Annotated in this window: 15 protein-coding genes and 2 tRNA genes; 9 read left to right on the forward strand and 8 right to left on the reverse strand. The window is 55.3% G+C overall.

Translation table 11 applies throughout. The features are described 5' to 3' along the window. The first annotated feature begins 137 nt into the window (after positions 1-137). Entirely contained in the window at positions 138-242 is a 105-nt protein-coding gene (gene ypdK / locus BN3796_RS21220; protein ID WP_202906448.1) for a membrane protein YpdK, read from the forward strand. Positions 243-290: 48 nt separating this feature from the next. Here the strand turns inward: ypdK and alaC are convergent, their stop codons facing one another. Beyond that, positions 291-1,520 (reverse strand): alanine transaminase, encoded by a 1,230-nt coding sequence (gene alaC, locus BN3796_RS18840; RefSeq protein ID WP_061709880.1) that lies wholly within the window; start codon positions 1,518-1,520, stop codon positions 291-293. Positions 1,521-1,906: 386 nt separating this feature from the next. On the opposite strand from alaC, the gene BN3796_RS18845 reads away from it, so the two are divergent. Continuing rightward, the gene (locus BN3796_RS18845; RefSeq protein WP_061709881.1) at positions 1,907-3,604 is read left to right on the forward strand and encodes a sensor histidine kinase; all 1,698 of its coding nucleotides are present in this window, start codon (positions 1,907-1,909) and stop codon (positions 3,602-3,604) included. A 14-nt stretch (positions 3,605-3,618) separates the two neighbouring features. Then, entirely contained in the window at positions 3,619-4,356 is a 738-nt protein-coding gene (locus BN3796_RS18850; protein ID WP_061709882.1) for a LytR/AlgR family response regulator transcription factor, read from the forward strand. A 27-nt stretch (positions 4,357-4,383) separates the two neighbouring features. Here the strand turns inward: BN3796_RS18850 and glk are convergent, their stop codons facing one another. Further along, complete coding sequence (glk, locus tag BN3796_RS18855; RefSeq protein WP_061709883.1) at positions 4,384-5,349, reverse strand: glucokinase; 966 nt, start codon at positions 5,347-5,349, stop codon at positions 4,384-4,386. Between the two features lie 204 nt (positions 5,350-5,553). Here glk and BN3796_RS18860 point away from each other — a divergent pair, with 204 nt between their 5' ends. After that, positions 5,554-6,780, forward strand: coding sequence for an ion channel protein (locus BN3796_RS18860; protein WP_061709884.1), 1,227 nt, complete (start codon positions 5,554-5,556; stop codon positions 6,778-6,780). A 4-nt stretch (positions 6,781-6,784) separates the two neighbouring features. Here the strand turns inward: BN3796_RS18860 and ipdC are convergent, their stop codons facing one another. After that, positions 6,785-8,437, reverse strand: coding sequence for an indolepyruvate decarboxylase (ipdC, locus tag BN3796_RS18865; RefSeq protein WP_061709885.1), 1,653 nt, complete (start codon positions 8,435-8,437; stop codon positions 6,785-6,787). 186 nt (positions 8,438-8,623) lie between these two features. On the opposite strand from ipdC, the gene BN3796_RS18870 reads away from it, so the two are divergent. Further along, the gene (locus tag BN3796_RS18870) at positions 8,624-9,622 is read left to right on the forward strand and encodes an aldo/keto reductase (protein WP_061709886.1); all 999 of its coding nucleotides are present in this window, start codon (positions 8,624-8,626) and stop codon (positions 9,620-9,622) included. 112 nt (positions 9,623-9,734) lie between these two features. Then, positions 9,735-10,091, forward strand: a complete 357-nt coding sequence (locus tag BN3796_RS18875) for a DUF2502 domain-containing protein (RefSeq protein ID WP_061709887.1) — start codon at positions 9,735-9,737, stop codon at positions 10,089-10,091. Positions 10,092-10,120: 29 nt separating this feature from the next. Here BN3796_RS18875 and BN3796_RS18880 read toward each other — a convergent pair whose 3' ends face one another. Beyond that, a complete protein-coding gene (locus BN3796_RS18880) occupies positions 10,121-11,365 on the reverse strand; it encodes an Nramp family divalent metal transporter (protein ID WP_061709888.1) in 1,245 nt (414 codons plus the stop codon). Positions 11,366-11,713: 348 nt separating this feature from the next. On the opposite strand from BN3796_RS18880, the gene BN3796_RS18885 reads away from it, so the two are divergent. Then, positions 11,714-12,901, forward strand: coding sequence for a NupC/NupG family nucleoside CNT transporter (locus BN3796_RS18885; RefSeq protein WP_061709889.1), 1,188 nt, complete (start codon positions 11,714-11,716; stop codon positions 12,899-12,901). A 36-nt stretch (positions 12,902-12,937) separates the two neighbouring features. On the opposite strand, the gene BN3796_RS18890 is transcribed toward BN3796_RS18885, so the two are convergent. From BN3796_RS18890 to BN3796_RS18900, 3 genes are all read right to left on the reverse strand, one after another. Next, a complete protein-coding gene (locus BN3796_RS18890) occupies positions 12,938-15,133 on the reverse strand; it encodes a sensor domain-containing phosphodiesterase (RefSeq protein WP_061709890.1) in 2,196 nt (731 codons plus the stop codon). 211 nt (positions 15,134-15,344) lie between these two features. Beyond that, positions 15,345-15,420, reverse strand: a tRNA-Ala gene (locus tag BN3796_RS18895). Positions 15,421-15,459: 39 nt separating this feature from the next. Beyond that, a tRNA-Ala gene (locus tag BN3796_RS18900) sits at positions 15,460-15,535 on the reverse strand. A 216-nt stretch (positions 15,536-15,751) separates the two neighbouring features. On the opposite strand from BN3796_RS18900, the gene BN3796_RS18905 reads away from it, so the two are divergent. After that, complete coding sequence (locus BN3796_RS18905) at positions 15,752-16,114, forward strand: YfeC-like transcriptional regulator (RefSeq protein WP_061709891.1); 363 nt, start codon at positions 15,752-15,754, stop codon at positions 16,112-16,114. A 1-nt stretch (position 16,115) separates the two neighbouring features. After that, entirely contained in the window at positions 16,116-16,511 is a 396-nt protein-coding gene (locus BN3796_RS18910) for a YfeC-like transcriptional regulator (protein ID WP_061709892.1), read from the forward strand. A gap of 41 nt (positions 16,512-16,552) precedes the next feature. Here BN3796_RS18910 and gltX read toward each other — a convergent pair whose 3' ends face one another. Continuing rightward, entirely contained in the window at positions 16,553-17,968 is a 1,416-nt protein-coding gene (gene gltX / locus BN3796_RS18915) for a glutamate--tRNA ligase (protein ID WP_061709893.1), read from the reverse strand. Positions 17,969-18,023: the final 55 nt, after the last annotated feature.

Genomic DNA, 18,023 nt, shown 5'->3' on the forward strand with positions numbered 1-18,023 from the left:
TTAAAGCGTACATTAGCGCCGTCTGGCTAAGGGAAAGCACAGAATTCTGAGCGGGCGTCAGCACTACGGCGGGATAATTCTTATTTACGTTTGCGCCTGACTTCCGCTCTCTATACTCAGTTGGACTCTGTTTTTAAATGCGTGTCCTGAGACGCGTGGAGCGACGAAACGTGAAATATTTTTTTATGGGCATCTCGGTCATCTTCTTAGTCTGGGCCGGAACCTTTGCCCTGATGATCTGAGCGAAGAGAATACAGTAAAAAAAGCAGGAGCCATTGGCTCCTGCTTTTTTATACCTGTTCGGTAAGATTCTTAGGCCCCGCAGCCAGCAGACCATCGGCGCGGAACATCGCTTTGATCCCCCTCACCGCCTGGCGGATACGGTCGCTGTTTTCGATTAACGCAAACCGTACATGGGTATCTCCGTAATCCCCAAAGCCGATCCCCGGGGAGACGCAGACCTTAGCGTCCTGGAGCAGTTTTTTGGCAAACTCCAGCGACCCCATCGCCGCATAGGGCTCAGGTATTTTGGCCCAGACGTACATGGAGGCTTTCGGGATCTCAACCATCCAGCCTGCTTCATGTAGCCCTTTGACCAGCACATCGCGACGGCGTTTATACTGCGCGGCAATATCATGAACACACTGCTGATCGCCTTCCAGCGCGGCGATAGCCGCCACCTGCAGCGGCGTAAAGGTGCCGTAGTCATGATAGCTTTTGATACGCGCCAGGGCGTTCACCAGCGTTTTGTTACCGACCATAAAGCCGATGCGCCAGCCTGCCATGTTATAGCTTTTAGAGAGGGTAAAAAATTCCACCGCCACGTCGCGCGCGCCTGGCACCTGCATGATGGAGGGCGCTTTCCAGCCGTCATACACGATATCGGCATAGGCAAGATCGTGAACCACCAGCACGTCATAACGCTTCGCCAGCGCCACCACTTTCTCGAAAAATTCCAGTTCCACGCACTGAGCGGTCGGGTTGGAGGGGAAACCGAGGATCATCATCTTCGGCTTAGGGTAACTTTCGCGAATCGCGCGCTCCAGTTCGTTGAAAAAATCGACACCCTCCACCAGCGGCACGGAGCGGACCTGCGCCCCGGCAATGACCGCCCCGTAGATATGAATCGGGTAGCTCGGATTAGGCACCAGTACCGTATCGCCATGATCCAGCGTCGCCAGCATCAGGTGTGCCAGTCCCTCTTTGGAGCCGATGGTTACGATAGCCTCGCTTTCGGGGTCGATATCCACCTGATAGCGATCCTGATACCAGCGGGAGATGGCACGACGCAGACGCGGGATCCCGCGCGAGGTCGAGTAGCCATGCGTATCCGGGCGCTGGGCGACGGTGCAAAGTTTTTCCACGATATGCGGCGGCGTAGGGCCGTCGGGATTCCCCATGCTGAAATCGATAATGTCTTCGCCGCGCCGGCGCGCAGCCATTTTCAGTTCAGCCGTGATGTTAAAGACATAGGGGGGGAGACGATCGATACGCGTAAAGCGGCGTTCAGAAGCAGCCATAGATTCCTCGGTTTAACGTGAGCGCCCGGACCGTCCGAGCGACGCCGCCACGTTTGTGGCGTGCTTAGAAAATAGCCTGAAAAATTTCCCGCTGTCGAGAGGGCAACCAAAAAATAATTTTCCCGCAAAATGGGAAGCGAAAGAATGAGAAAAGGGGAAGCCTGTTACTCGATATTGGATTATGGCAGCCGTTTCGTTAACCGCATGATATCAAGAGAATAACATTAATAAAATGAATGTGACCGCGTGCCGCCTGCTGAGGCATTCGCCCGTTAATCCCCTTTGAATGAAAGGGGCTTTCCGGTTTTTGATTAATTGCGCTGATGTCTGGTCATTACTGATACGATTTTTTATCATACGTTTTTCACGCTTTCCCAGGTTTAACCGTGCACGAAATTTTTAACATGCTGCTGGCGGTATTCGATCGCGCGGCGCTGATGCTTATCTGCCTCTTCTTTCTTATCCGCATTCGGCTTGTCCGGGAACTGCTTCATAAATCCGCCCATTCACCGAAGGAGTTGCTGGCTGTTACCGCCGTTTTTTCCCTGCTTGCCTTATTCAGCACCTGGTCCGGCGTGCCGGTAGAGGGCTCGCTGGTTAACGTCCGCATTATCTCCGTTATGTCGGGCGGTATTTTATTCGGTCCGTGGGTCGGTATTATCACCGGCGTGATTGCCGGTACGCATCGTTATCTGATTGATATCGGCGGCGTGACGGCGGCTCCCTGTTTTATCACCTGTATTATCGCCGGACTTTTTTCCGGCTGGATTAACCGCAAAGTGCCTAAAGCGCAGCACTGGCGGGTGGGCATTCTCGCGGGAATGATCTGCGAAACCATGACCATGACGCTGGTGATCCTCATGGCTCCCACAACGGCGCTCGGGCTGGATATCGTCTCTAAAATTGGTATTCCGATGATCCTGGGCAGCGTCTGTATCGGCTTTATCGTGCTGCTGGTACAGAGCGTCGAAGGGGAAAGAGAGGCCAGCGCGGCGCGTCAGGCCAAGCTGGCGCTTGATATTGCCAACAAAACGCTGCCGCTATTTCGCCACGTCAACGCCGAGTCGCTGCGCCAGGTGTGCAATATCATCTGCCGCGATATCAACGCTGATGCGGTCGCGATTACCAATATCGAGCGCGTCCTCGCCTACGTGGGGGTGGGCGAAGCGAACTATCGCAACAATGATGACGCCATCAGCCCCACCACCCGCCAGGCGATCAACACTGGCACCATCATTATAAAAAATAATGATGAGGCGCACCGCACGCCCGAAATTCACTCCATGCTGGTGATCCCCTTGCGGGAAAAAGGGGTGGTGACCGGCACGCTCAAAATTTACTACTGCCATGCGCACCAGATCACCTCTTCGCTGCAGGAGATGGCGGTGGGGCTGTCGCAAATTATCTCCACCCAGCTGGAGGTATCGCGTGCGGAGCAGCTTCGGGAGATGGCTAATAAGGCTGAACTGCGCGCGCTGCAAAGCAAGATCAATCCCCATTTCCTCTTTAACGCCCTCAACGCTATCTCTTCCTCGATTCGCCTGAATCCGGACACCGCCCGCCAGCTGATTTTTAACCTGTCGCGCTATCTGCGCTACAACATTGAGCTGAAGGATGACGAGCAGATCGACATCAAAAAAGAGCTGTATCAGATCAAGGATTACATCGCCATTGAGCAGGCGCGTTTTGGCGATAAGCTGACGGTTATCTACGATATTGATGAAGAGGTGAACTGCGTCATCCCCAGCCTGCTGATCCAGCCGCTGGTGGAAAACGCGATCGTCCACGGCATTCAGCCCTGCAAAGGGAAAGGGGTTGTAACCATCAGCGTGGAGGAGTACGGCAACCGGGTGCGCGTGGCGGTGCGGGATACCGGCCATGGTATCGATCCGGCGGTGATTGCCCGCGTGGAGGCAAATGAGATGCCGGGTAATAAAATTGGCCTGCTGAACGTCCATCATCGTGTCAAGCTGCTGTATGGTGAAGGGCTGCATATACGCCGCCTGGATCCGGGAACGGAGATCGCTTTTTATCTTCCCCACGCCCGGCTGCCCGGCCCCGCGCAGCCCCTTTTACTGCCCTGACTCTGGAGTAAACTATGAAAGTCATCATCGTGGAAGATGAGTTCCTGGCTCAGCAGGAGCTGTCGTGGCTGATTAAAACACACAGCCAGATGGAGATAGTGGGCACGTTTGAGGATGGACTGGACGTGCTGAAATTTCTTCAGCACAACCGGGTCGACGCCATTTTTCTGGATATTAATATCCCGTCGCTCGACGGCGTACTGCTGGCGCAAAACATTAATCAGTTTGCCCATAAGCCATTTATCGTGTTCGTTACCGCCTGGAAAGAGCATGCGGTGGAAGCCTTCGAGCTGGAAGCGTTCGACTATATTTTAAAACCTTGGCAGGAGTCGCGTATTGTCAGCATGCTGCAGAAGCTGGAGCTGGCATGGCAGCAGCAGAACAGCCCGCAGCCGGGCGCTGCCCCCACCTCGCCTCGCGAAAATGACACTCTCAATCTGATCAAGGATGAGCGGATTATCGTGACGCCGATGGATGACATCTACTATGCGGAGGCGCACGAGAAGATGACGTTCGTCTATACGCGACGAGAGTCCTACGTCATGCCGATGAACATCACCGAGTTTTGCAGCAAACTGCCCGCGTCGCACTTCTTTCGCTGCCATCGCTCGTTTTGCGTTAACCTGAACAAGATCCGCGAGATCGAGCCCTGGTTTAACAATACCTATATTCTGCGGCTTAAAGATCTCGACTTCCAGGTGCCGGTCAGCCGAAGCAAGGTGAAGGAGTTCAGGCAGCTGATGCATCTGTAGCCCTCTCCTGAAGAGAGGGCTATGCTTTCAGAGGATTTGCCCCAGCGTCTGACGCAGGTGCGCCCCGGAACCCAGCAGGCCGGGGTTATCATGGACGATCAGATAGACCGGAATGTCCTGGACGTAGGCTTTAAAGCGCCCTTTATCCTCAAAGCCGCCACGAAAACCTGACGCTTTGAAAAACTCCAGGAAGCGCGGCACGATGCCGCCTGCGATATATACCCCGCCAAAGGTACCAAGCGTCAGCGCCAGGTTACCGCCGAACCGCCCCATCAGGACGCAAAACAACGACAGCGCGCGACGGCAGTCGGTGCAGCTATCCGCCAGGGCACGTTCGGTAATATCCTTCGGCTGAAGATTGTCCGGCAGACGACCGTCTGACTTAACAATGGCGCGATAGAGGTTCACCAGCCCCGGGCCGGAGAGCACACGCTCGGCGGAGACATGCCCCAGCTCGGCGCGCAGCTCGTGCAGGATAATCCCCTCTTCTTCGCTGTTCGGCGCAAAGTCCACATGTCCGCCCTCACCCGGCAGGCTGACCCATCGTCTGTCGACGTGAACCAGGTGCGCCACGCCAAGGCCGGTACCCGCGCCATAAACGGCGATCGGTTTCCCCTCCACCGGCTGCGCACCGCCAAACTGAATCAGCTCGTCCGCCTTCAGCATCGGGATAGCCATTGATACAGCGGTGAAATCATTGATAATTTCAAGATGCGCGAAGCCCAGATTCTTTTTCATCTCTGCAATGGAGAACGCCCAGGTGTGGTTGGTCATCGCCACCCAGTCGCCGGTGATCGGGCAGGCGATGGCGATGCAGCCATCCTCGACGCTCACCTCATGCTCCTCCAGATAGACGCGAACCACCGCCTCCAGGCTTGGATAGTCCAGCCCGGAGTAGGTTTTCGCCCGGCTAATCTCACCGGTGTTGATATCGCAGAGAGCCAGGCGGGCGTTGGTGCCGCCGACATCCCCTACTAAAGCATATTTTGTCATTCTTCTACTGCTCCGCTAAAGTCAGAATAATTCTTTAGGACACTGTAAATTCACGGCCTGATAACGACAACGACCTGTATGCGCATGCTCCAGGATTATCGATCTTCGTCACAAAAGAACTTTACCGTTTCAGCACCTTTTGCACTATTACCTTCAGGCTGAATGTGCAAAGTATTGACCACAGTTTTGTACAAGGAAATCATCATGCTCCATCCGCGAGCCAGAACCATGCTGCTGCTGGCGTTGCCAGCGCTGATTATTGGCGTGGCCTCCAGTCTGGTATTGATCGTCGTTATGAAAGTCGCCTCGGTGCTGCAAACGTTACTCTGGACCGCCCTGCCGATGCGGCTCGGTATCGATGCCGCCTCGCCGGGCTGGATTATCCTGCTGCTGACCCTGACCGGTATAGCCGTAGGGCTGGTCATCCGTTTCAGCCCAGGGCACGCCGGCCCCGATCCAGCACAGGAGCCGCTGATTGGCGCTCCAATCCCCCCCGCCGCGCTGCCGGGACTGCTGATTGCGCTGATCCTCGGGCTGGCGGGCGGCGTGAGCCTTGGCCCGGAACATCCTATTATGGCCGTTAATATTGCTCTGGCGGTCTTTCTGGGCTCGCGCGCGTTCCCCCGGGTGGGAGCGCTGGACTGGACCATCCTCGCATCCGCCGGAACTATCGGCGCGCTCTTTGGTACGCCGGTTGCCGCCGCGCTTATCTTCTCCCAGACGCTACAGAGTAATAAGGATGTGCCGCTCTGGGATCGCCTTTTTGCGCCGCTAATGGCCGCCGCCGCCGGGGCGCTGACCACCGGACTCTTTTTTCAACCCCGCTTCTCCCTGCCCATCCCCCACTACGGACAGATGCAGCTTACCGATATCTTTAGCGGGGCGATCGTCGCGGCGATTGCCATTGCGCTAGGGATGATTGCCGTCTGGGCCCTGCCGAAAATGCATACTTTGATGCACCAGCTTAAACACCCGGTGCTGGTGCTCGGCATCGGAGGATTTCTGCTTGGCATTCTGGGAACTATCGGCGGCCCGATAACGCTCTTCAAAGGGCTGGACGAGATGCAGCAGATGGCCTTCAGCCAGATTTTTAGCGCACAGGACTATCTGCTGTTTGCGGTGGTTAAGCTGGCGGCTATTGTCGTGGCGGCGGCGTGCGGCTTTCGTGGCGGGCGGATTTTTCCGGCGGTCTTTGTCGGCGTGGCGCTGGGTCTGATGCTGCACCAGCATGTCGATGCTGTCCCGGCGGCGATCACGATTTCCTGCTCGATTCTGGGGCTGGTGCTGGTGGTGACCCGGGATGCCTGGTTAAGCCTCTTTATGGCCGCAGTGGTGGTACCAGATACCACCCTGCTGCCGCTGCTCTGCATTGTCATGTTGCCCGCCTGGCTCCTGCTGGCGGGCAAACCCATGCTAATGGCGAAGCGGTAGTCAATCAGGCGTTATTTCGCGCTTCCAGCGCTCGGGTGATGGCGCTCAGCAGAGGAGGAACATCCTCTTTGGGCAACATCACCTCTATTAACGACAGTCTGTCACGGTGAGCGGCTCTCTCCAGCACTTCGGCGAGCTGCCCCGCTTCGCTGACCCGCCAGCACTCTGCCTGACTCTCCAGGCTCAGCGCTTTTGGCACCTGCGTCCAGTTCCACAGGGCAATATCGTTATAGCGCTGCGTCGGCCCGTGGATCGCCCGTTCAACCGTATACCCCTCATTGTTGAGCACCAGAATAATGGGGCGCTGATTGTCGCGCAGCATCGATCCCATCTCCTGGATCGTCAGCTGCGCCGCGCCATCCCCCGTCAGGACGATTGTCCGCCGGTCCGGGCAGGCGGTTTGCACGCCATATGAGGCCGCCAGCGTATAGCCAATCGACCCCCATATTGGCTGGACAATAAAATTGACGTCAGCGGGCAGGCGCAGATCGATCGCCCCAAACGCGGAGGTGCCCTGATCGGCCAGGATAATATCGCCGGGACGAATAAAGGTTTGTAGCGTTTTCCAGAATGTCTCCTGGGTCAGCGCGCCCTGCGGATAAGCCTGCAGGGCGTTGTCAGCCCGCGCCGGCAGACGCCCCCCCTGCGCCTGCGTCAGTTCAGCAAGAATCGCGACCGCCTGCGCCATGGGGATGCCGGTAAACCAGCGATCGCCAACGCGGGCCGCAAAGGGCTGAACGTCAATGATCTGCTCCTGGGTCAGCGTATGGGTGAAACCGGCAGTTAAGGTATCGGTGAAGCGCGTGCCGATGCAGAGCACCGTATCCGCCCCTTCAATCGCCTCTTTTACCGCCCCCGCGCTTGCCGCGCCGCTATAGGTGCCATAAAAACCGGGCTGGCGTTCGTCAAACAGCCCTTTACCCATCAGCATCGTAGCGTGGGTCATCGGCGTCTCGCGCATCCACTGGCGCAGCGGCTCCTGCAGCCCGTAGCGCAGGGCCAGAAAATCAGCCAGTAGCGCCGTCCGTTTGCTTGCCGCCAGCCTCGAGGCCGCCGCGTCGCGAAAGGCGTTCAGGCAGGCTTCATCAGCCGTCGGATGAGCTGTGGTAAGAGGACTCTGTGGCGGAATGGCGGGTTTTTTGGCGACATCGGCGGGCAGCATCAGGTAACCGGGACGTTGTTCGCGCAGCATTACCGAGAGGACACGATCGATTTCACAGCAGGCGTTTTGCTCGGTGAGGATCGCCTGCGCCGCCGTAACCGGCTCGCTCATGGTGTAAAAATGACGAAACTCTCCATCTCCTAACGTATGGTGCAGCAGCTCTCCCTTTTTCTGGGCGGTACTCGCGGGTGCGCCAACAATATGCAGGACGGGAACATACTCCGCAAAGCTCCCGGCGATGCCGTTTATGGCGCTTAACTCCCCCACCCCGAAGGTGGTGAGTAGCGCGGCAAAGCCTTTACAGCGGGCATAGCCATCGGCGGCATAGGAGGCGTTGAGCTCGTTTGCGCAGCCCACCCAGCGGATCTCAGGGCTGTCGATCACATGATCGAGAAATTGCAGGTTGTAGTCACCGGGGACGCCAAACAGATGTTCAACACCACAGTGAGAAAGGCGATCCAGCAGATAATCAGCGACGCAGTAGGGGGTTTGCATAACAGGTGTCCTTACGACATTGGCCTTTTTTCCTGAGTATCAGATAAGCGCGAAACCTTTCCAGAAATAGCCAAAAGAAAGCTGCGGAAAGAAGGGTTTACGCAAAGAGTTCGAAAAATCCGCTTTTCAAAGGCGTTGTGTAAACGTATACATGGATAGCGACCAACGACATCCGGGGAGAAGAGGATGGTTTTTCAGGCACAGAAAACACGTTATCAGTCAATGCACTATCGCCGTTGCGGAGAGAGCGGTCTTAAGCTTCCCGCCATTTCTCTGGGACTGTGGCATAACTTCGGCGATACCACGCTTCTTGAAAACAGCCGTCAACTTTTACAGCGCGCGTTCGAATGCGGGATAACTCACTTCGATCTTGCCAATAATTATGGTCCGCCCCCGGGCTCCGCCGAGCGTAATTTTGGCCGGATTCTGGCGGAGGATTTCCTGCCCTACCGGGATGAGCTGATTATCTCCACCAAAGCGGGCTACACCATGTGGGAGGGGCCATACGGCGACTGGGGCTCGCGTAAGTACCTGATTGCCAGCCTCGATCAGAGCCTGAAGCGTATGGGGCTGGAATATGTGGATATTTTCTATCATCACCGCCCGGATCCGCAGACGCCGCTGCAGGAAACGATGAAAGCGCTAGACCATGTGGTGCGTCAGGGGAAAGCGCTGTATATCGGTCTTTCCAATTACCCGGCGGAAATGGCGCGGGAAGCGTTCAGGATCCTCAACGACTTAGGCACGCCGTGCCTTATCCACCAGCCGAAATACTCCATGTTTGAACGTGCGCCTGAAGAAGGGTTACTGGACGCGTTGCGGGAAAACGGGGTGGGATGCATCCCCTTCTCCCCGCTGGCGGGCGGTCAGCTGACCGATCGCTATCTGCACGGCATCCCGCCGAACTCGCGGGCAGCCAGCGCCAGCCGCTTCCTTAATCCGGAGCAGATCACTGCCGAGAAGCTGTCGCAGGTACGCCAGCTGAACGCGCTGGCGGAAAGCCGCGGGCAGAAACTCTCCCAGATGGCGCTGGCCTGGATATTGCGCCACGACGCAGTAACCTCCGTGCTGATTGGCGCCAGTAAAACGGCCCAGATTGACGATGCTGTCGGCATGCTGGCGAATCAGCACTTTACTCCACAGGAACTGGAAACCATCGAAACGATCCTTGCGCAACCGCTTTAGCAAAAAGTGCTCTCCTTCGTAAATTAGGAGTTGAGGCGATGATATGGGGATTTACCACCTCGTAATATTGCGTTAACAGGCCGTTTACGGCTCCGATCGTGAAGGAGAGAACATGTTCAGGTCACTGATTCTGGCCGCTGTGCTAATGGCAACAGCGCCTCTAATCGCCAATGCAGGCGAAATCACCCTGTTGCCCTCGGTGAAGTTGCAAATTGGCGATCGCGACGATTATGGGCGGTACTGGGACGGCGGCTACTGGCGCGACCGTGATTACTGGCACCGACACTATGAATGGCGTGGCAACCACTGGCGCCACCATGATAATGGCCGACATCGCGGCTGGGACAAACATAACGCTTATGAGCGCGGCTATCGTGAAGGCTGGCGCGATCGTGACGACCATCGCGGCTGGGGAAAACCAGGTAAAGGTCGTGGTCACGGCCACGGACATGGCGGACATCGCCACTAACTGATAAAGGAGCCAGCAGGCTCCTTTTTTTACGCCGTCATATTCAGCGCCATCCCTGCCAGCAGCCAGAGATTCAGCCCTCCCACCAGCAGCACGATAATCCACCCTGCGCGTCTGACAAGCGTGGTATTCACCAGTTCGCCCATTAGCGCTATGTTGCTGGTGAACATCAGCAGCGGCACCAGCGCCAGCGCAATTCCGAAGCTCAGCAATACCTGACTCATCACCAGAATACGCGTGGGGTCAAGCCCCATCAGGATGACGATAAACGAAGGCAGCATCGTCACCGTGCGGCGCAGCCAGAGGGGAATATTAAAATGGACAAAGCCCTGCATCACCACCTGGCCGGCCAGCGTACCCACCACGGTTGAGGAGAGGCCTGCGGCGACCAGGCTCAGACCAAACGTGGTCGCCGCCGCATGGCTCAGCAGAGGCTCCAGCGTCAGATAGGCCTCGTCAAGTTTGGCAACGCCGGTATGGCCGTTAAAGTGGAAGGCGGCTGCGGCGGTGGCCATCATCGCCAGATTAACAAACCCGGCGATGGTCATAGCGAACGCCACGTCCCATTTAGTTGCTGAATACCGCTCCTGTCGCGAACCGCCCTGCGACTGCTGCGTCAGGGAGGAATGTAAATAGATTACGTGCGGCATAATGGTGGCGCCCAGCACCCCTGCGGCAAGAAATACTGCGTCGGAAGTAGGCAGGCTGGGGATAATCATCCCTTTCCCGAGCTGGACAAAATCGGGCCGTGAAAAGATAAGCTCAACAATATAGGCCGCCGCCACGAAAAGCAGCAGGCCGCCAATCACCTTCTCCAGCGGCTTTTGCCCGCGCCGTTGCAGCATCAGAATTAAAAACGTGGCGATACCGGTCAGCACCGCGCCCTGCAGGAGTGAAACGCCGAGGATCAGCTTAAAACCGATCGCCGCCCCGATAAACTCCGCCAGGTCCGTCGCCATGGCGATAATTTCCGCCTGCACCCAGTAGAACCAGACCAGCGGACGCGGGTAACGATCGCGGATCTGTTCCGCCAGGTTTTTGCCGGTCGCGATACCCAGCTTGGCAGAAAGCACCTGAATCAGCATGGCCATCAGGTTAGCCCAGACCACAACCCACAACAGCTTGTAGCCAAAGCTGGCGCCGGCCTGGATGTTAGTCGCAAAATTGCCGGGATCGATGTAACCAATCGCCGCAATGAACGCAGGTCCCATTAATGCAAACCGCAGCTTGCGTGCGGCTCGACCGCTGCTACTCTCTACGCGACTGTTCGTCATCACTGCCTCTAAATATAGCCTTTGCTATGTTTAATGCTATCAAAATGAGAATGATTATCAAGTTCATTTGTAAAGTTTGTAATGATTTCTCTGATAGCAAATAACGATAGATGAGGCGGGAACATAAGGTCAGTATCGCCGGTGGCGAAGACCCTGCTATTACTAAAAGATTAGCACAAGCGACTAACTTTTCACTCATTTACGTAACATAACAAAAATGCATGGTTGATCACTATTTTTGAGACTCGTCACAGGACGTAACTATAGTGTGTCTTTGATCTCGTTTTCTTTATGCTTGTTTCATAGAATGTGCACGAAAATTAAATCTGCCTCATATTTGGAGCAAATATGGACCGCGTCCTTCATTTTGTCCTCGCACTTGTTGTCGTTACTGCACTTGCATTGCTGGTCAGCCATGACCGCAAAAAAATTCGTATTCGCTATGTTATCCAGCTGCTCGTTATCGAAGTCTTGCTCGCCTGGTTCTTCCTCAATTCCAACGTCGGCCTGGGTTTCGTAAAGGGCTTTTCCGAAATGTTCGAAAAACTGCTCGGATTTGCGAACGAAGGGACGAACTTCGTCTTTGGTAAGATGAACGACGAAGGACTGGCCTTCTTCTTCCTGAAGGTGCTTTGCCCAATCGTCTTTATCTCTGCGCTGATCGGTATTTTGCAGCATATTCGCGTACTGCCGATTGTGATCCGTGCCATTGGTACCGTTCTGTCTAAAGTGAACGGCATGGGCAAGCTGGAATCGTTTAACGCCGTCAGCTCCCTGATCCTCGGCCAGTCTGAGAACTTTATCGCCTATAAAGACATTCTCGGTAAAATGTCCCGCAACCGCATGTACACCATGGCGGCAACCGCGATGTCTACCGTTTCGATGTCTATCGTCGGCGCCTATATGACCATGCTGGAGCCGAAATATGTGGTGGCCGCGCTGGTGCTGAACATGTTCAGTACCTTTATCGTGCTCTCCCTGATTAACCCGTACCGCGTTGAACAGGGCGAAGAGAACCTGCAGATGGCGAATCTGCACGAAGGTCAGAGCTTCTTTGAAATGCTGGGTGAGTATATTCTGGCAGGCTTTAAAGTGGCGATTATCGTTGCCGCCATGCTGATCGGCTTTATCGCCCTGATCTCCGCGCTGAACGCCCTCTTCGCCGCCGTACTGGGTATCTCCTTCCAGGGGATCCTGGGCTACATCTTCTATCCGGTCGCCTGGGTGATGGGTGTGCCGGCGCACGAAGCGCTGCAGGTGGGCAGTATCATGGCAACTAAACTGGTGTCGAATGAGTTTGTGGCCATGATGGATCTGCAGAAGATTGCCGGCACGCTCTCTCCGCGCGCGGAAGGCATCATCTCCGTATTCCTCGTCTCCTTCGCTAACTTCTCCTCCATCGGTATTATCGCCGGTGCGATTAAAGGGCTGAACGAAGAGCAAGGCAACGTGGTCTCCCGTTTCGGTCTGAAACTGGTTTATGGCTCTACGCTCGTAAGCGTGCTGTCGGCTTCTATCGCCGCACTGGTGCTGTAATCGCCTAAAAAAGCGGGGGCATATGCCCCCGCTTTTTTATGCCTGCAGCTCCTCAAGCGGCCGCGGCCTGCCGGTAAGATAGCCCTGCAGATAGTCTACCCCCACATCAAGCAACAACTGCCGCTGCTCTGCGGTTTCAACAAATTCAGCCACCACGCAAAGCGATTTGGTTTTTGCCAGATTACAGATGGATTTAACGATCATGGCATCCATGCTGTCGGTACAGATATCCTTCACGAAGCACCCGTCTATCTTAACGATGTCCGCTTCCAGCCGTTTCAGGCGCTCATAGTTCGCATAACCGCTACCAAAATCATCAATGGCAATGCGAAAACCTGCTGCACGAAGCTGCTGAATATTACGGATACTCGTTTCTGAACTGGAGAAAGCCTGCTCTTCGGTAATTTCGATGATGACCGTCTGCGGGGCGATGGCGTAGCGCTCAAACAGCCCCACCACTTCAGCGGCGACCTCCTGGTGCATCAGGGTGAGCGGCATCAGGTTTACCGAGAAACGCGCATATGTCTGTGTAGCAGGATGGTCACGCAGCCATTGCAGCAGCTTTTCCACCACCGCCAAATCGAAGTTATAGCTGAGGTTAAACTCCGCAATCAGCGGTATAAAGCGGTCCGGGGTGAGTAACTCTCCGTCGCTCTCCAGACGGGAGAGGATCTCGTGATACCCCTCGCCACGCGCGTTGACTATCGGCTGGGCGTAAAGGCGAATCCCCTCCTCCTGCAACGCCCGTTTGATACGGCTGAGCATCAGCACGCGCTCGGTGGTTTGCCCTGAGACCCTCTCAATGCTGTTGGTCAGGGCCAGCACCTGGTGGCTGGCGCAGGATTGTTCCGACAGCCAGCTAAGCTGCCCCAACGTCTGATGCAGACACTCCCCGCTATAGTTGCCAGGCTCACTCCAGGCGGCGCCAAACTCTACGTCCAGCGCGGTCTTATTCCAGTAAATTTTGCGGCTGTTCAGGCAGTCCAGGATATTCTGCAATCGTCTGGCTGTCTGTGGGCCGAGCAATACCAGCACCAGCTCGCTACCGGGCAGCTGGAAAAACTGCTCTTTCGGCTGCAGCAGCGGCTGAACCGACACCGTGACGGCGCGTTTGCAATAGACCCGCATCAGCATACCGTAGTGACGGCTGAGAAACTCGAGGTTCCCCATCCGCAGGCAGCAGACCCGGGCCTCGGGATGACGCTGTAAAAAGACCTCAAGCGCGCGCAGATTAGCGAGCCCGGTTAGCGGGTCGGTTAGTGCCCGTTGCTGCCACCGTTGCGCTAACCATTCGCTGCGCAGATAGAGGCGGGACATGACCAGCAGGCAGAGCGTAAATGAGATCAGTACTGAGAGGACAAAAGAGAGCGTGTAGCCGTTCTGCACTCCCGCCAGGAAGTTTCGGTTATAGGCCAGCAGCGTAAAGGCAGACGCCGCCCAGGTGAGGGAGACTAGCGGATAGCTTAACCGGCCAATCCCCGCCGTGAACACAATGAAAATAAGCGGCATTAAATAGCCGGCGATCAGCGATGATTCGTAGGGCAGACAGAGAATCGCCAGCACCATTCCCAGAAGCGTTAGCCAGCTTAATACAAATAATAAATTTGGCCGGATAAAATAGGGTTTAAGACTCCGCCGCCAGAAGCTTCTGGCGTAGCGCGGATTAACCATCATTCTGAAGGGGTAGTAAAACATCATCGTAAATATGATGCCTGCGCAAATCAGGCTCTGAATATCAATGACGTTATAAATAACGCTGCCCTCACCAAAATAGCTGGAAAGCGCAACAGGAATATCAAAAAAATAACCGGCCAGATACATCATCAATTTTATGCCAACCGGCGTAGCAAAGCAGAGCCAGAATATGCGCATGCCAATAAACCGGTTCGGCACGCTATGCCGCCATCGTCGACCGATTTGCCAGCGTAACACGCCGCAGGCGACAAAGAGGGCCAGAAGCTGGCAGCTCAACAGCACTATGCTGTCCAGTAGCGTCAGCTTTAGCTGCACTTCATTGATGATGATAAAACTTATGATTACTGGCGCAATCGCGCGACGGCCAAACAGCAGTATCACCGCCAGAACAACGCTCAGAGGAAGCCAGGCCAAATAGACTTCGACACCATCCACAACGGCCCGGGGAGAAATATAACGAGAAAAAGGCACTGCGATCAGACAAAGCATGAAAGCAATGATAAATATTTTTACATTATTCCAACGTTGACTATTCATTACATATAACAAAAAAACCATCCCGATATTTTATTTACCGTACGGATAATAAGTTTATTATTTGAGCGAGGCAAGTTCCGTTCAGACAAGAAAAGAAGTTAATGATTTTGCTTAAGGTAAGGTTTAAGAAAAAAGCAGACTGATAACATACCAAGTCTGAATATTTTACAGAGAAATGAAAAAACCCCCGCTTTCGCGAGGGTTCAAATTTTGGTGGAGCTAAGCGGGATCGAACCGCTGACCTCTTGCATGCCATGCAAGCGCTCTCCCAGCTGAGCTATAGCCCCACGTGGCGTTTACGTTCCAAACTCTCCTGGATAAGAATTTGGTGGAGCTAAGCGGGATCGAACCGCTGACCTCTTGCATGCCATGCAAGCGCTCTCCCAGCTGAGCTATAGCCCCAACGTAAAGCTGTCGTGTTGACGGGCGGCATAATATGAATTCCGCTGCGCAGTGTCAACGGCAAAATCAGCATCCATGAATCAACCGCTGAAAATTCAGGCAAATGAACCACTTTGCGTAGCGGCTCGCAGTCAGGAGTTAAGCCTGTCACGTTTTCGGCTAAATCGGTGCTATAAGATAAATAATTAATAACCCTGTAATCACTCAGGAAATGGCATGATCAAGGAACGTATGACACCGGAGGAGCTGGCCCAACTCACCGGTTACAGCCGTCAGACTATTAATAAATGGGTACGCAAAGAGGGCTGGGTAACATCACCCCGTCCCGGCGTGCAGGGCGGAAAGGCGCGGCTGGTTCATGTAAACGACCAGGTACGGGAGTTTATTCGCAGCGCCTGCCGGGAGCCGGCCTCACCTGAGCTTACGGCAAACAGCCCCGGCGAGAGCAACCTGTACACGCTATTGCAGACGCTGGCAAATGAGATGACGCAGGAAGAGCAAAAACAGCTTACCTCGCTGTTACTGCGGGACGGGATCACCGGATTATTGCAACGACTAGGGATACGCAACCACGACTGATATGAAAAGATTACGGAGCAAGATGACCACGGAGGAGCTGGCCGATAGCCTTAAGGTGGCCAGACAGACGGTTAACCGCTGGATACGCCAGCAAGGGTGGAAAACAGAGCGCGTAAATGGCGTTAAAGGTGGCAGAGCGCGTCTTATCCACGTTGATGCCCGCGTGCGGGATTATATTATGAGCCTTCCGGCGGTACGCAACCGTCAGGCCATCTACCAGCTGGCAGAAGCGCCTGCGAGCTATGGGGAGGAGCGAGCACCGGCGGTGCTGCACCAGATAACCGATGTGCTGGAAAAAATGACGCCCGCGGAACAGGAGCATCTTGCCATCCTGTTAGCGCGCGAAGGCATCCTCGGTTTCCTGACCCGGCTTGGCATCAGGGAGACGCAGGCATAAAAAAACGGCAGGATAACCTGCCGTTTGCCATAAGCGTTCTGTTACTGCTGGCTTTCACGCGCGGCAATATATGCCAGCGCCTTTTCAATACGTGCGATGCTGCGGGATTTGCCGATCGCGTGGACGGTAACATCCAGGGCTGGCGACTGACCTGCCCCCGTCACCGCAACGCGCAGCGGCATACCCACTTTGCCCATACCCACTTCCAGTTCGTCAGCCGTGGCCTGAATGGCGTGGTGGACATTTTCTGCCGTCCAGTCGGTAATGGCGGCCAGCTTGTCGCGCACCACTTCCAGAGGCTGACGGGCGACCGGACGCAGGTGTTTCTTCGCCGCGTCGGCGTCAAACTCGTCGAACTCTTCATAGAAGTAGCGGCAGCTTTGTGCCATCTCTTTCAGCGTCTTGCAGCGCTCGCCCAGCAGTTTCACCAGATCCGCCAGTTGCGGGCCATTGCGGGTATCAATGTTCGCCTGCTCAATGTGCCACTGCAGGTGGGTCGCCACATACTCTGGCGCCAGCGTATTAATATAGTGATGGTTCAGCCACAGCAGCTTATCGGTGTTAAAGGCGCTGGCGGATTTGCTGACCGCGTTCAGAGAGAACAGTTTAATCATCTCTTCACGGGTGAAGATCTCCTGGTCGCCGCTGGACCAGCCCAGACGCACCAGGTAGTTCAGCAGCGCTTCCGGCAGATAACCGTCGTCACGGTATTGCATCACGCTTACCGCGCCGTGGCGTTTGGAGAGTTTTTTACCGTCGTCGCCGTTGATCATGGAGACGTGCGCATAGACCGGCACCGGCGCGTTCAGCGCTTTGAGGATGTTGATCTGGCGTGGCGTGTTATTGATATGGTCTTCGCCACGGATCACGTGCGTGATCTCCATATCCCAGTCGTCCACGACTACGCAGAAATTGTAGGTCGGTGAACCGTCGGTACGGCGAATGATCAGATCGTCCAGTTCCTGATTGCTGAACTCAATCGGGCCGCGGATCTGATCGTCAAAGATCACCGATCCCTCTTGCGGGTTGGCAAAACGCACCACGCACGGCTCGTCGTCGGCATGGTGTTCATGGCTGTGGCGGCAGCGACCGTCATAGCGCGGCTTCTCCCCTTTCGCCATCTGTTCTTCACGAAGCTGCTCCAGACGCTCTTTAGAGCAGTAGCACTTATATGCGGTACCCGCTTCCAGCATCTTATCAATAACGGCGTTATAGCGATCAAAACGTTTGGTCTGGAAATACGGGCCTTCATCCCACTCCAGGTTAAGCCAGTTCATCCCATCCATAATGGCTTCGATAGCCTCTGGCGTGGAGCGCTCCAGATCGGTGTCTTCAATACGCAATACGAACTGACCACCGTGGTTGCGCGCAAAAAGCCAGGAATAGAGAGCGGTACGAGCACCACCGACGTGCAGATAGCCTGTCGGGCTCGGCGCGAAGCGAGTTTTGATTTTCATGAAAAGGCCTTACGTTATAAAGATGCCGACGACCGGCAAATCCTGGGAAAAAACG

The sequence above is a fragment of the Pseudenterobacter timonensis genome, assembly GCF_900021175.1.
GTDB lineage: Bacteria > Pseudomonadota > Gammaproteobacteria > Enterobacterales > Enterobacteriaceae > Enterobacter > Enterobacter timonensis.

Excerpts from the sequence above, each read along its gene's own strand:
- BN3796_RS18905 (WP_061709891.1), top strand. The coding sequence starts at position 15,752 with ATGATCAAGGAACGTATGACACCGGAGGAGCTGGCCCAACTCACCGGT.
- BN3796_RS18880 (WP_061709888.1), bottom strand. The coding sequence starts at position 11,365 with ATGACGAACAGTCGCGTAGAGAGTAGCAGCGGTCGAGCCGCACGCAAG.
- BN3796_RS18890 (WP_061709890.1), bottom strand. The coding sequence starts at position 15,133 with ATGAATAGTCAACGTTGGAATAATGTAAAAATATTTATCATTGCTTTC.
- BN3796_RS18870 (WP_061709886.1), top strand. The coding sequence starts at position 8,624 with ATGGTTTTTCAGGCACAGAAAACACGTTATCAGTCAATGCACTATCGC.
- glk (WP_061709883.1), bottom strand. The coding sequence starts at position 5,349 with ATGACAAAATATGCTTTAGTAGGGGATGTCGGCGGCACCAACGCCCGC.
- alaC (WP_061709880.1), bottom strand. The coding sequence starts at position 1,520 with ATGGCTGCTTCTGAACGCCGCTTTACGCGTATCGATCGTCTCCCCCCC.
- BN3796_RS18860 (WP_061709884.1), top strand. The coding sequence starts at position 5,554 with ATGCTCCATCCGCGAGCCAGAACCATGCTGCTGCTGGCGTTGCCAGCG.
- BN3796_RS18910 (WP_061709892.1), top strand. The coding sequence starts at position 16,116 with ATGAAAAGATTACGGAGCAAGATGACCACGGAGGAGCTGGCCGATAGC.
- gltX (WP_061709893.1), bottom strand. The coding sequence starts at position 17,968 with ATGAAAATCAAAACTCGCTTCGCGCCGAGCCCGACAGGCTATCTGCAC.
- BN3796_RS18850 (WP_061709882.1), top strand. The coding sequence starts at position 3,619 with ATGAAAGTCATCATCGTGGAAGATGAGTTCCTGGCTCAGCAGGAGCTG.
- ipdC (WP_061709885.1), bottom strand. The coding sequence starts at position 8,437 with ATGCAAACCCCCTACTGCGTCGCTGATTATCTGCTGGATCGCCTTTCT.
- BN3796_RS18875 (WP_061709887.1), top strand. The coding sequence starts at position 9,735 with ATGTTCAGGTCACTGATTCTGGCCGCTGTGCTAATGGCAACAGCGCCT.
- ypdK (WP_202906448.1), top strand. The coding sequence starts at position 138 with ATGCGTGTCCTGAGACGCGTGGAGCGACGAAACGTGAAATATTTTTTT.
- BN3796_RS18885 (WP_061709889.1), top strand. The coding sequence starts at position 11,714 with ATGGACCGCGTCCTTCATTTTGTCCTCGCACTTGTTGTCGTTACTGCA.